This window comes from Nitratireductor soli, assembly GCF_001050155.1.
Lineage (GTDB): Bacteria > Pseudomonadota > Alphaproteobacteria > Rhizobiales > Rhizobiaceae > Nitratireductor > Nitratireductor soli.
This window is the reverse complement of the sequence record NZ_LFVY01000011.1, coordinates 140,029-153,659: the sequence shown is the minus strand read 5'-3', so window position 1 is coordinate 153,659 and position 13,631 is coordinate 140,029. Positions and strand designations below refer to the sequence as shown.

Below are 13,631 nucleotides of genomic sequence, written 5' to 3'. Positions count from 1 at the left end.
AAGGACAAAACCATGTTTGATCTGAGCGGCCGCAAGGCGCTGGTGACCGGAGCCTCCGGCGGCATCGGCGAGGCCATCGCCCGCATTCTTCACGCCCAGGGCGCCACGGTCGGCCTGCACGGCACGCGCGTGGAAAAGCTGGAGGCGCTGGCCGGCGACCTCGGCGAGCGGGTGAAGCTGTTTCCAGCGAACCTGTCCGACCGCAATGAAGTCAAGCAATTGGCCGAAAAGGCGGAATCGGAACTCGAAGGCGTCGACATCCTGGTCAACAATGCCGGCATCACCCGCGACGGCCTGTTCGTGCGCATGAACGATGCCGATTGGGACGCGGTTCTGGAGGTCAATCTGACCTCGGTCTTTCGCCTGACCCGCGAGCTGACGCACCCGATGATGCGCCGCCGCTTCGGCCGCATCATCAACATCACCTCCGTGGTCGGCGTGACCGGCAATCCCGGCCAGGCCAATTACTGCGCCTCCAAGGCCGGCATGATAGGCTTCTCCAAATCGCTCGCCCAGGAAATCGCCAGCCGGTCGATCACCGTCAACTGCGTGGCGCCGGGCTTCATCGAATCGGCCATGACCGACAAGCTCAACGACAAGCAGCGCGACGCCATCATGGGCGCCATCCCCATGAAGCGCATGGGCACCGGCGCCGAAGTCGCTTCCGCCGTCGCCTATCTGGCAACGAACGAGGCGGCCTACATCACAGGCCAGACCATTCATGTGAATGGCGGCATGGCGATGATCTGAATGGAAGGGCGGGCCGGCTTCTTATCCACATGGCGTCGACACCCGAAAGGGCATTAACGCTTGGCGTGTGCTGCGAAATCATGATATGCGCCCGCCCGACATGGTTCCGTACCGGGCGGCATGGTCCGACCGGGATAAGGTCGGGATCGAGCATGTCCCGGAAGGAACGGAAGGGGGCTGGGTGACGGCGTTGCCGCTGCCCCGGTCATCATTTCAGCTTGATTAGCTGCACTCCTGCGGCTAACGAAGATCGGAAATTCAGAAAGTCGAGGGTTCTCACATGAGCGATACTGCAGAGCGCGTTAAGAAAATCGTTGTCGAGCATCTGGGCGTCGAAGGCGAGAAGGTCGTCGAGGCGGCAAGCTTCATCGACGATCTCGGCGCCGACAGCCTCGACACGGTCGAGCTGGTCATGGCGTTCGAGGAAGAGTTCGGCGTCGAGATTCCCGACGATGCGGCCGAGACGATCCTCACCGTCGGCGACGCGGTGAAGTACATCGACAAGGCGACCGCCTGACGCCATCCGGCGTTTTCGTTCCAGGCATTTGCCAAGGCGGATAATCAGCATATGAGACGCGTCGTCGTCACCGGCATGGGCCTTCTTTCACCTTTCGGCCTCGGGGTTGAGCACGGGTGGAAGAGCCTGCTTTCTGGCAAGAGCGCGGCCACGCGCATCGACCGTTTCGAGGTCGATGACCTGCCGTGCAAGATTGCCAACATGGTCCCGCGCGGCGAAGGCGAGGGCGCCTTCAACGTCGACGCCTTCCTGGAGCCGCGCGAACAGCGCAAGATCGGCGAATTCATTGCCTATGGCATCGCCGCCGCCGATCAGGCGCTGGAGGATTCCGGCTGGACGCCGCAAACCGAAGATGAGAAATACGCCACGGGCGTGCTGATCGGCTCGGGCATTGGCGGCATTGAAGGCATTGCCGAAAACGCGCTGATTCTACAGGAACGCGGCCCGCGCCGCATCAGCCCCTTCTTCATTCCCGGCAACATCATCAATCTGGTCTCTGGTCAGGTGTCGATCCGCCATGGGCTGAAGGGGCCGAACCATGCCGTGGTCACCGCCTGTTCGACGGGGGCGCATGCCATCGGCGATGCGGCACGGCTGATCATGCTGGGCGATGCGGACGTGATGCTGGCGGGCGGTGCGGAAGCACCGATCACGCGCCTGTCGATTGCCGGCTTCTCCGCCTGCAAGGCGCTGTCCACCGGCTTCAACGACACGCCTGAAAAGGCCTCCCGCCCCTATGACCGCGACCGCGACGGTTTCGTCATGGGCGAGGGCGCCGGCGTCGTCGTGCTTGAGGAACTGGAGCATGCCAAGGCGCGTGGCGCGAAGATCTACGCCGAAGTGGTCGGCTATGGCCTGACGGGCGACGCCTATCACATCACGGCGCCCGCCGAGGATGGCGACGGCGCCTATCGCTGCATGAAGGCGGCGATCAAGCGTGCCGGCCTGACGCCGGCCGACATCGACTACATCAACGCCCACGGCACCTCGACCATGGCCGACGCGATCGAATTGCGGGCGGTCGAGCGGCTGCTCGGCGACGACGCCGGCAAGGTTTCCATGTCGTCGACCAAATCGTCCATCGGTCATCTTCTGGGCGCGGCCGGCGCGGCCGAGGCGATTTTCTCCATTCTCGCCATTCGCGACAATATCGCCCCGGCGACCATCAATCTGGACAATCCGCAGGTCGAGACGCCGATCGACCTGGTGCCGAACACGCCACGCCAGCGGCAGGTGGACGTTGCGCTGTCGAATTCCTTCGGTTTTGGCGGCACCAACGCATCTTTGGTCTTCCGGCGCTATACTGCGTGACACGAGCGGCCGAAACGGGCTTGCAGTTTTGCCATTTTCGCAATTCAGTCTCCCGGACGACGAATCGAGATGATGAACGGCAAGTTCGTTGCGGATGCGGAAGCTTCCGCGCCGGCTTGCGTGAAATGTGATGTTTAGAGCGCAACCCGCCGCAGACCGCGCGGTTGTGCAGGGAGCGATCCAGACACGATGACGGGCACTTCCGGCGAACAGGAAAATTTTGGCCGCCAGACCGGCGAACAGCGTGGCCGCGCCTTCAAACCGGCGAATCAGACGTTGCGGCCCGAGGCCGGAACGCCGCCGCCGCGCCGCTCACGGCGGGCGCGCAACCAGTTCATCGTGTTTTTGAACTTTGTCTTTTCATCGATCGTTTTCCTGATCGTCCTGGCCGGCATTGCCTTCTACTTCGGCAATCGCGAGTTTCACCAGCCGGGACCCGCGCGCTCGGCCGAGACGGTTCTCATCAAGCCGAACACCGGCGTGCGCGAGATCGCCAGCCTGCTCGAGCGCCAGGGCCTTATCAGCGATGCCCGCGTCTTTGTCATCGGACTGCGCGCCTATGGCGCCGACGGCCAGCTGAAGGCCGGCGAGTATGAGGTCAAGGCCGGCGCTTCCATGCATGAGATCATGGAATTGCTGAAGAGCGGCAGGTCGGTGCTCTACTCGCTGACCATTCCCGAAGGACAGACCGTCGAGCAGGTGTTCGAACGTATTCGCGACACGGCCGAGCTTTCCGGCGAACTGCCGGCCGAACTGCCGGCCGAGGGCAGCCTGGCCGCCGACACGCTGCGCTTCACGCGCGGCATGGACCGCACGCAGGTGGTCGCCAAGCTGACCGAGGATCAGCAGAAACTGGTTGATGGCATCTGGGAACGGCGCGACGCCGATCTGCCGATCAAGGACAAGGACGAGTTCGTCACGCTGGCCTCGATCGTCGAGAAGGAAACCGGCCGCGCCGACGAGCGGCCGCGCGTTGCCGCCGTCTTCATCAACCGGCTCCAGCGTGGCATGCGGCTGCAGTCGGACCCGACCATCATCTATGGCCTGTTCGGCGGCAAGGGGAAGCCATCGGACCGCCCGATCTACCGCTCCGATTTGGACAAGAAGACACCCTACAACACCTATCAGATCGACGGCCTGCCGCCGACGCCGATCGCCAATCCGGGGCGCGCGGCTCTCGAGGCTGTGGCCAACCCGTCGCAGACCGACGAGCTCTACTTCGTCGCCGACGGCACGGGCGGACACGTCTTCGCCAAGACGCTGAAAGAGCACAATGAGAACGTGGCGCGCTGGCGCGAAGTCGAGAAGAAGCGGCGCGCCGAGGAAGCCGCCGGAGAGGAAACCGGCGCCAATTGATCGGCACCGCTTCCAGAGCATTTTGCAGCCAGGTGGGGACATCTGACGTCCGCATAAGTGCGGAAACAATAAGACAGAGCGTCCTTGCGTAGCGTCCGGATGGACGCCGTCGCTCTAGAGCATTCTGCAGTCAGGTGGTTTCACCTGACGTCCGCATAAATGCGGAAAAACAATGAGATAGAGCGGGGCAACGTTTCCGTGAAACGATGAACCGCGCTAGTGCAACGCTTCAATCGAAATGAAAGCTTCGCATTCATTTCGATTGAAGCAAAGTTGCCCTAGATTCAATAATTTAGTGGCCTGCTTGTCCCAGTCCAAACCTATCGGTTTGGCTGGGGCAGGACACTAGGCAGGGGACAGCGATGGGCGAGCTTCACAGCATGACGGGTTTTGCGCGCGCGGCGCAGGACCATGAGGCGGGCGCCATTGCCTGGGAGATCAAATCCGTCAACGGACGCAACCTGGAAGCGCGCTTCCGGCTGCCGCCGGGCTTCGAGCGCATCGAACAGCCGGCCAAGCAACTTTTGCAGAAGCGGTTTTCGCGCGGCAACGTGCAGGCGTCCCTGACGCTGAGCCAGGGCGGCGCCTATCGCCGTCCGGTCGTCGATGAGGTTTTTCTCAAGGAGGTCGCCGAGCTCGCCGGCCGCCTGCAGGAACAATTCGGCGTGGCACCCGCCACTGCCGATGGGCTCCTGTCGCTGCGCGGCGTGCTCGATTATCCCGATCCCGTCGCCGACGATGCGACGCGTGAAGCACTCGACGCGGCGATCCTGTCTACGTTCGCCCGTGCGCTGGACGGGTTGGCGGAAGCCCGGCGTGGCGAGGGCATGGCATTGGCCGGCCTGCTGCTCGACCAGGTGGACCGCATAGAGGCCTTGACGCAGCGCGCCGAGGGCGACGCCTCGCGCACGCCCGACGCGATCCGCGCCCGTCTGCAGGAGCAAATTGCCCGCGTGATGGAGGCGACCACGGGGTTCGATGAGGCCCGCCTGCACATGGAGGCGGCGATGCTGGCGGCCAAGGCCGACATCCGCGAGGAGATCGACCGGCTCAACACGCATGTCGCCGCGGCGCGCGCGATGCTCGCCGCGGGCGGCGCCATCGGCCGCAAGCTCGATTTCCTCGGCCAGGAGTTCAACCGCGAAGCCAACACGCTGTGCTCGAAATCCAATGCCGGTTCCGTCACCGCCATCGGCCTGGAACTGAAGACGGTGGTCGATCAGTTTCGCGAGCAGGTGCAGAATCTGGAGTAGAGAACATGGCATCCGACCCTTCCTTCTCCATGTCCGACACGATCGCCCGCCGCGGCCTGATGCTGGTCCTGTCGTCGCCTTCGGGCGCCGGCAAGTCGACCATTGCCCGGACCCTGATGGCCCAGGTGCCGGGCTTCGAATTGTCGGTCAGCGTCACCACGCGGCCGCGCCGCGGCAGCGAGATCGAGGGCGTTCACTATCATTTCAAGACGCAGCGCGAATTCGAGATCCTGCGTGACAATGACGACCTGCTCGAATGGGCGGAAGTGCACGGCAATTTCTACGGCACGCCGCGCGCGCCCGTCGAAAAGGCGCTGTCGGAAGGCCGCGACATGCTGTTCGACATCGATTGGCAGGGCGCCGAGCAATTGCGCGAGAAGATGCGTGGCGACGTGGTGTCGATCTTCATCCTGCCGCCGACGATGAAGGAGCTGCTCGGCCGCCTGACGCGGCGCGCCGAGGATTCGGCCGAGATCATCCAGGCGCGCCTGAAGAATGCCCATTTCGAGATCGAGCAATGGGTCGACTACGACTATGTGGTGATCAACGACAAGCTCGACCGCGCCTTCTCGTCGGTGCGCGCCATTGTCGAGGCCGAGCGCCTGCGCCGCGATCGGCGGCCGGGCCTGTTCGATTTCGTCAACGGCCTGCTCAGCGAAAAACCGTTATAGCGCGCGCGCCAGCGCCACGAACTCCGCCACCGAAAGCGTCTCGGCCCGCCGTGTTCCGTCTATGCCGACACGCGCCAGCAATGCCTCGCCGCCGAGCGGTTTCAGGCTCTGGCGCAGCATCTTGCGCCGCTGGCCGAAGGCGGCTTCCGTGACGCGCGCCAGCACAGCCACATCCACGGCAAGCGGCTCGGCGCGCGGCGTCAGATGCACCACGGAAGAGGTCACCTTGGGGGGCGGGGTGAAGGCCTGCGGCGGCACGTCGAAGGCGATGCGCGCCTCGCTGCGCCAGCCGGCCAGGACGCCCAGCCGCCCATAGGACTTATCGCCCGGCGCCGCGACGATGCGCTCGGCCACCTCGCGCTGGAACATCAGCGTCATCGACGCATAGTAGGGCGGCCACGCCGCCGGCGTCAGCCAGCGCACCAGGAGTTCCGTGCCGATATTGTAGGGCAGGTTGGCGACAATGCGCACCGTCGCTTGGCCCGCCGCCCGGCTTGCCACAAGCGCAGCAAAATCCGTTTCCAGCGCGTCGCCGCCGATCACCTCCAGCCGGCCGGGATAGTGCGCCGCGACCGCGGCCAGCGCGTCGAGGCAGCGCTCGTCGCGCTCGACGGCGATGACGCGCGCCGCACCCGCCATCAGCAGCGCGCGCGTCAGCCCGCCGGGGCCGGGGCCCACTTCGATCACCGTCGCACCTGCCAGATCGCCCGCAGCGCGGGCGATCTTGGCGGTCAGGTTGAGGTCGAGGAGAAAATTCTGGCCGAGCGATTTCTTCGCTGCCAGGCCGTGCCGGGCGATCACGTCGCGCAGGGGCGGCAATCCATCGGCGCTCACGTGGTTGGTGCCGCGTTGTCGGCAAGCTGCCGGGCGAGACGGATCGCCGCGATCAGGCTGTCGGGTCGCGCAAGGCCCTGGCCGGCGATGTCGAACGCCGTGCCGTGATCCGGCGATGTGCGGATGAAGGGCAGGCCGAGGGTGACGTTCACCGTCTCGTCGAAGGCCAGCGTCTTCACGGGGATCAGCGCCTGGTCGTGATACATGCACAGCGCGACGTCATAGCCCTGCCGGGCGCGCGCGTGAAACATCGTGTCGGCCGGCAACGGACCGAAGGCGTCGATGCCCTGGGCACGCAACGCCGCGATGGCCGGGGCGATGATCTCGGCATCCTCGGTTCCCATCGCGCCGCCTTCGCCCGCATGCGGATTGAGGCCGGCGACGGCGATGCGCGGCGCGACGATGGCGAAACGGCTTGCCAGGTCGCGCGCGACAATGCGCGCGGTCTGTTCGATCAGCGCGGCGGTCAGCGTGGAAGGCACATCCGACAAGGCCTGGTGGACCGTTACCGGCACGGTGCGCAGTTCCGGCCCGGCCAGCATCATGACCGGCCTTGCTGCGATGCCGGTCGCCTCCTCGGCCAGATGGCCGAGAAACTCGGTATGGCCGGGAAACTGGAAGCCGGCGTCATAGAGCGGCTTCTTGGCGATCGGCGCGGTGACGATGGCACAGGCCCGCCCGGCCAGCGTGTCCTCTACGGCGCGCGCGATCGCCTCGACGATGCCGGCGGCATTGGCCGCCGAAGGCTGGCCCGGCGTGTCGGTCAGGCTGTTTTCCAGCGCGACGACGGGCAGCCGCTCGGCGAAATAGGAATTCGCATCCTCCGGGTCGAGTTCGGCCAGCGGCGCGTCGAGCCCCATGTGCCGCGCCCGCGCCGCCAGAAGCGCCGGATCGCCCAGAATGTAGAAGGGGGGCAGGGAAAGCGCCTTGCGCTGCAGCCATGCCTGCACGGCGATCTCAGGGCCGATGCCGGATGGGTCTCCAATGCTCAGCGCCAGGGGAAGCACGGCAAAGCCTTCTGTGAGGGGGAGGAGCTTCAGCGCTTGGTGATGCGGGCCTTCTTGCGCAACTCGGCCATATATTCCTCAGTGGCCTTTTCCGTTGCCGCGTCGGTGGTGTCTTCGTTCTGGAACACCATCTGCGCCACGCGGTCGTCGGACACTTCGCGCGTGCTGCAGATGCCGATGAACTCGGCACCGCGTTCGGTCTCGCGCACCTTGGTGGCGCTGCCCGTCGAGGTCGCCTTGATCAGCTCTTTCCAATCGGCCGGCAGTTCGGGCTCGAGCTTGCGCCCCAGATCGCGCACGGTCACGTCGATCAGTCCCTTGGCGAAGCTGCGCGTCGTCTCGCAACTGCGGAAGCGGTCGCGCATCGCCTGCGCCTCGCGCATCCGCTTGCCGAGCAGCTTGCCGCGCTCGCCGGCCGGCACGACAAAGATAATCTGCTGCAGCATGTATTCGGTGGCGCTCGGCTTCTGGCCGCCCTGCTGCAGCATCTTGGCCACCACGTCCTGTTCGCTGAGCTTGGTCTGCGAGCTGTTGCGCGCCTGCAGGACACGGCTCCAGCCGATCTGCGAGCGAATGAATTCCTTGAAGTGGTCGGCGGTGACGCCGGCCTGCGCCAGAACCTGGTTGAGCTGGCTGGCGGTCAGCTTGTTGCCGCCGGCGAAGCGCTGATAGGCCTGATCGACCATCTCGGCGGGAATGTTGATGTTCAGCCGCTGCATTTCCTGGGTGCGCAACGCCTGGTCGACCATCTGCTCGGACGCTTTATCGCGCAGATTGCCGCCCTGGCGCTGCAGGCGCAGAAAGGCCACGCGCCGGTCGATGTCGTAGCTGGTGATCGGTGCGTTGTTCACGACATAGCGGATTTCCGTCGCACCGGCTTCACCGGCCAATGGCGCCGGGCCCGTTAAGGCCAGCAGAAACAGACCCGCGCGCATCCAGCGCCTGCTATTGCTCAACATCGTCACAAATCTCACTTTCGCACCCGCCGATCGCGTCTGAAATAACAGCAAACGCGATCAATCTACAGTCCTTGAGGCCGTTTTATCGGCTGTCCATGGGGCAAAACGATGACGTTCGCAACCCTTGATCAGAAGCTGTCGTTCAACTCGCCGCTGCTGGTGCCGAAATCGCCGATCGTGCGCAGCGCAATTCTGAAGCCGAACGACTGGCTGGTTTCCTGCGTGTCGCGGTTCTTGGTGCGCGTGTAGGTCATTGAATAGATGAAGCATTCATCGCCGTAGGAGAAGCCGTAGCTGTTGCTGACCAGCGTCTTGCTTTCCAGATCGTAGGTGCCGGAACCGAACCCGCTCCAGTTCTCGTCGAAGCGAACCTTGGCAACGCCGGTCACTTCCTGTCGGTCATCTTTGAAGCCATAGGTCGGCTGGGCCTGGATATAGGCGTATTGCAGGGAGGTGGTCAGGTTGCCGAACCGGGCGGCCGACTTCACGTCGGTGCGACGCAGCTCGAAGGTCTCCTCGTCGAACCGGGCGCCGGCGGAAACGGCAAATCCGTTCGGGCTGGCGATGCCGACCAGGCCGACGAAATCCGAAACGTCGGTTTCGAGGCCGGAATAGGCGCCGGCATTGACGAGATCGGGCTGTGCATAGGGGTTGGCGCCCGCCAGGTGATAGGATTGGCCGAACAGGCCGTGTGTCGTCCAGCCATTGGCAAAGCTGCCGGAATAGCGGATGCCGATATTGGCCCGCGTGCCGCCTTCGATGCGGTCGTAGCCGGAGAATTTGTCGCGCTCGAACAGCGTTGTGGCGTCGAACACCAGCGACTGCGCATCCTCGTTGGGAATGCCGATCCGGTCCTGATAAGCAGCGTCGGGGCGGACAAAGACCTGCGCCATCGGTTCCAGGACGTGCGTGGCGCTGGATGTTGAAAACAGGATCGGCCAGCGAGCTTCGAGACCTGCCGTCGCCATATAGCGGTAGTAGGAAGAGCGAACGTCGCTGGTCATTTGCGGATTGTTGGAGATGAAGTTCGGAATGCCGTTCACGACATTCGCATCATAGTCCGTATAGATTGCGTCGCCGCGCGCCTGCAGGAGTGGCGTGACCACCAGGCCGCCGGTCGTGACGAAGGAGCGCTTCCACTCGGCTTCGGCCGTCGCCCGCCCGAAACGTCCTGCCGCCCCGTCGAGCCTCGTGCCATTGTTGGTTCTGAAGCTCTCGTCTTCCCGATAAAGCCCCTGCATGTTGACGTCGAGATTGAGCTCGCCGCCGGCCACCGGCTCGTCGGGCGTGAAGGAATAGTCGAAGCTCGGCAGCACCCAGGGTTGCTGTTCGTCGCGCCCGGTCTTCGCGTCTTCCTGAATGTCGAAATGCATCGCCCGGAGATCGAAGAAATTGCGGTCGTCGAGGCCGGTCAGGTAGAGTTCGGATTTCTGCACCGTGTCGGCAAAGCCGCTGATGCCGTAGGTCCGGGAGAAATTCTTGTCGGTCTGGGCCAGGACGTCCCAGCCAAAACTCCAGCGCGGATTGATCTGGAACTGGCCCTTGGTGCCGATCATGCCACGGCCGGTTTCAGAACCGTTGACGGTGCTGCTCTTCCAGGCTTCCGGCTCCCGCTGGCTGATGCCGGCGATCTTGACGCTGTACTGGCCGCTGTCGAAGCGCTGGCGCCACTCGGCTTCGCCGAGAAAGCCCTGCTTCGTGTAGTAGGTGCCCGACACGGTCAGGTCGTAGGTCGGCGACAGGGCGAGATAATAGGGAACCTTGACCCCGAAGCCGAGCTCCTTCTTGTAGGAGGCGCTTGGCATGAGGAAGCCCGATTTGCGCTTCACCGTCGGATCGGCCGTTTCGAAGAAGGGCAGGTAGGCGATCGGCATGCCGAAGAACTCGAAGCGGGCGCGCTCGAAGCGGACGGTCTTGGCCTCGCCGTTCCAGATGATCTTCTGCGCCTTGATCCGCCAGATCGGCGGCTTTTCCGGCTTTTCGCGGCACGGTTCGCAGGCCGTGTAGACGCCGTTGTTGAACGTCGTCAGCCGGCCGCCGGAGCGTTCGGCGCTTTCGGCGGCGAAATAGGTCTTGTCGACGGTCTCGACACGCAGCGCGTTGACGAAGCCGTCGCTGAAATTGTCGGTGATGTCGATCTCGTCGGCGAAGATGCGGTTGCCGTCCTTCTCGACGATCTGCACGCGGCCGCGTGCCATGACGCGCGATGTGGCGCGGTCATAGGTGACGTTGTCGGCGACCAGCTTGTGCCCGGCATACTCGATCTGCACGCCGCCGGCGGCGGTGATCGTGTTGTTGTCGTTGTCGTAGATCAGATTGTCGGCCGTCAGCAGCATCTGCGCGTCTTGCGGCAGATCCGACACATCGAGCCCCGCCGTCTGCGCCAGGGCGGCCGCAGGAAGCAATGCGTAGGCACACAAAGTCGCCACCGCCGTCGCGCCCATCAAGCGCGCCAGGCGAGTGGACAAGCCGGCTCTGTTTGCCGCTACCCCCACTAACCGTCCTCCTTATACAACAGGAAAGTCACCCCATAGAACATGGCCACAACCACGGGCGTCCAGGCAGCCACCATGGGAGGGACAACTCCCGCGCTGCCGAACGCCTTGACCAGAACCGAAACCACATAAAGCAGAAAGCCCGCCAGGATTCCACCCAGAATCACCGTGGCGGACTGCCCCATTCGCGTAAATCGCATCGACACGGTGGCGGCGATCAGGGTCATCGCCACGAGCAGCACCGGAAGTGTCACAAGCGAATGAAAATGCGTGGCAAACGCGTTCGCTTTAAGTCCGAAGGAATGCGCCACCTCAATCTTTCCGGGCAGCGCGTAGATCGACGTGGCTTCCGGCCGCGTCAGTTGCTCGCCGACGAATTCCGCGCGCAGATTGGTCGGCACCTGCAGCGTCTCGACACGTTCGGGCGCGGCGGTGCCGCGGCGTCGTGCCACGTCCGTCAATTCCCAGTAACCGTCGCGCAGGAAGGCGCGCTCGGCATCGAGGCGCTCGACGATTCGCCCATCCGCGTCGATCCGGAAGAAGGTCGGCCGCACCAGCACCTGGCCGCCGTTCAGCACCGCGCTGGCGCCGATCACGGTTTCCTCGTCGCCGGCCCGCTGCTTGATCCACTGTTCGGCTTCCGAATTGGTGCTCGATTTGGCGCCGCGCACTTCGGATTCGATGATCTGCGCGCGCGAAAAACCGTTGGCGGCCAGCGGGTTGAGGAGGGTGATCGCGAGCACGCCGAAGACGAACGAGCCGAAGGCGATCGGCGTCAGGAACTGCCAGGCCGAAACGCCCGCCGCGCGCGCCACCACGAGCTCGTACTTGCGGTTCAGGCTGATCAGCGTCGCCATGGCGGCGATCAGGCCGATGAAGGGGACCGCCTGCAAGAGGATGATCGGCGTCTGCAGCGCCGCCAGCGACAGGGCCCATTGCGGCGAATAGCCCGGCAGCCCCGCCGAGCGGCTCGACACTTCGGCGAAAGTGACGATGAAGATCAACAGGCCGATGCCGACGAAGTTCCATGCGGTGATCGACGCATAGCGGCGGAAGAAATAGCTGCCGAGGGTTAATCCGATCATCCGCGCCCTCCGGCAGGCTGGCGCATCCGGGCCAGCCTGATGCGCAGGCGCGTCATCGCATCTTTCATCGTCTGCGTGCGGGCGGTCAGTTTTTCGACCCAGTGCGTCGGTAGCTCCATGACCCTGTTGGTAGCGATGAAGGCAGCACATATGCCAATCATCAAAATCGGCGCCGCATAGAGGATGAACGAGAAGAAGCGGGATTTCTCGGCTTCCGTTCCCGAATAGAAGCCGACCCAGCGCACCAGAAGCGCGATCACCATGGTCGTCACCATCGGATGCAGCCGCGCCTCGCGGAAGGAGCGGGCATCGCCCGCCACGGCCAGGCCGATCAGGGCGAAGACCAGCGGGTAGAGCCATTCGGAGAAGCGCATATGCAGTTCGGCGCGGAAAATCTGCGGCGATTTCTTGTAGAAGGCGTCGTCGGGGTCCGGGTTGAGCAGGAAGGCCAGCGAGCGGTCCTTCGGGTGGAGGGTCGGCATGCCGCCGCCGCTGCTGGTGAATTGCGACAGATCGAAGGCGTAGGAATCGAAGCGGATCGTCGACACGTCGCCATTCGCCGACTGCCGCTGCACCATGCCGTCCTGCATGACGAGAATGCTGCCGCCGTCGCGCTCGACCGTCGTGCCGGTGCGCGCGTGGTAGATCAGCTTGGTGTTCTCCTCGCGCGAATCGGCAACGAAGATGCCGCCGAGCAGCCCGTTCGGCAGGCGCTCCGATATCTGCACGAAAAGCCCGTCATCGACCTTCTGGAACGATCCCTCCTGCAGCACCGTGGTGATCAGGTCGGCGCGCGCATTGGCCAGGACCGAGCGGAACACCTGGCGCGAATAGGGCTCCAGCGTGTTGTTGATGGCGAACGAGGCGAGGCTGGCGCCGATGGCGATGAGCAGGATCGGCCTGATGATCGTCGAACGCGGACTGCCGGCGGCGCTGATCACGACCAGTTCGGAATCGGCGTTCATCGTCGCCAGCGTCTGGGCTATGGCGATGCCCAGGGCGAAGGGAATGACGATCGGGATGACTGCCGGCAGGACGAGGGCGGCGACCATGAAGAAGGTACCGGCCGACTGGCCGCTGTCGGTGACCAGGTCGATGCGGTTGAGCACCTGCGTCGTCCACACCAGCGCGAGCACCCACAGCAACGCGGCTGCAAACAGCGCGAAGGTGCGACGCATGATGTAGAGTTCGATCACCCGCATGGAAATCGATTATCCAATCGCTGTTGACGGACGCGAAGCAGAGCGCGCGAACCTAGACGCCCGCTGATGCGGGCACAATGTGCAACTGCCGGTTTCGGTATATGGCCCACCATTTCTTGTCCCGCCCGCGACTGTGGGTGCGATTGGTTAGAAAAGGCAAAACAAACGCGGTTAACGGGATGCTTACCCCG

General features: G+C 64.1%; 12 protein-coding genes. 6 read left to right on the top strand and 6 right to left on the bottom strand.

What is annotated here, in order from left to right; translation table 11 throughout:
• The first annotated feature begins 12 nt into the window (after nt 1-12).
• From fabG to gmk, 6 genes are all read left to right on the top strand, one after another.
• Nucleotides 13-750 carry a 3-oxoacyl-[acyl-carrier-protein] reductase gene (fabG, locus tag AB843_RS15265; protein ID WP_048647726.1) on the top strand — a complete coding sequence of 246 codons (738 nt, stop codon included), beginning with the start codon at nt 13-15 and terminating at the stop codon, nt 748-750.
• Nucleotides 751-1,030: 280 nt separating this feature from the next.
• Nucleotides 1,031-1,267, top strand: coding sequence for an acyl carrier protein (locus AB843_RS15260; protein ID WP_008594361.1), 237 nt, complete (start codon nt 1,031-1,033; stop codon nt 1,265-1,267).
• A gap of 51 nt (nt 1,268-1,318) precedes the next feature.
• Nucleotides 1,319-2,578: a beta-ketoacyl-ACP synthase II gene (fabF, locus tag AB843_RS15255; protein ID WP_048647725.1), complete on the top strand. Its 1,260-nt coding sequence runs from the start codon at nt 1,319-1,321 to the stop codon at nt 2,576-2,578.
• A 189-nt stretch (nt 2,579-2,767) separates the two neighbouring features.
• Complete coding sequence (gene mltG / locus AB843_RS15250) at nt 2,768-3,934, top strand: endolytic transglycosylase MltG (RefSeq protein ID WP_048647724.1); 1,167 nt, start codon at nt 2,768-2,770, stop codon at nt 3,932-3,934.
• A 362-nt stretch (nt 3,935-4,296) separates the two neighbouring features.
• On the top strand, nt 4,297-5,187 hold the full coding sequence (locus tag AB843_RS15245) for a YicC/YloC family endoribonuclease (protein WP_048647723.1): 891 nt from the start codon (nt 4,297-4,299) through the stop codon (nt 5,185-5,187).
• Nucleotides 5,188-5,192: 5 nt separating this feature from the next.
• Nucleotides 5,193-5,858, top strand: a complete 666-nt coding sequence (gene gmk / locus AB843_RS15240) for a guanylate kinase (RefSeq protein WP_048647722.1) — start codon at nt 5,193-5,195, stop codon at nt 5,856-5,858.
• Here the strand turns inward: gmk and rsmA are convergent.
• The 6 genes from rsmA to AB843_RS15210 form a co-directional block, all read right to left on the bottom strand.
• Entirely contained in the window at nt 5,853-6,692 is an 840-nt protein-coding gene (rsmA, locus tag AB843_RS15235) for a 16S rRNA (adenine(1518)-N(6)/adenine(1519)-N(6))-dimethyltransferase RsmA (protein WP_048647721.1), read from the bottom strand. The two genes, gmk and rsmA, sit on opposite strands and share 6 nt — an antisense overlap.
• Complete coding sequence (gene pdxA, locus AB843_RS15230) at nt 6,689-7,699, bottom strand: 4-hydroxythreonine-4-phosphate dehydrogenase PdxA (protein ID WP_048647720.1); 1,011 nt, start codon at nt 7,697-7,699, stop codon at nt 6,689-6,691. The genes rsmA and pdxA overlap by 4 nt, the downstream gene beginning before the upstream one ends.
• Nucleotides 7,700-7,728: 29 nt before the next feature.
• Entirely contained in the window at nt 7,729-8,634 is a 906-nt protein-coding gene (locus tag AB843_RS15225) for a SurA N-terminal domain-containing protein (protein WP_048647719.1), read from the bottom strand.
• A 152-nt stretch (nt 8,635-8,786) separates the two neighbouring features.
• Complete coding sequence (locus AB843_RS15220; protein WP_048647718.1) at nt 8,787-11,102, bottom strand: LPS-assembly protein LptD; 2,316 nt, start codon at nt 11,100-11,102, stop codon at nt 8,787-8,789.
• Between the two features lie 50 nt (nt 11,103-11,152).
• Complete coding sequence (gene lptG, locus AB843_RS15215) at nt 11,153-12,238, bottom strand: LPS export ABC transporter permease LptG (RefSeq protein ID WP_048647717.1); 1,086 nt, start codon at nt 12,236-12,238, stop codon at nt 11,153-11,155.
• Nucleotides 12,235-13,440 carry an LptF/LptG family permease gene (locus AB843_RS15210; protein WP_048647716.1) on the bottom strand — a complete coding sequence of 402 codons (1,206 nt, stop codon included), beginning with the start codon at nt 13,438-13,440 and terminating at the stop codon, nt 12,235-12,237. Before AB843_RS15210 ends, lptG begins: the two co-directional genes overlap by 4 nt.
• Nucleotides 13,441-13,631 lie beyond the last annotated feature (191 nt).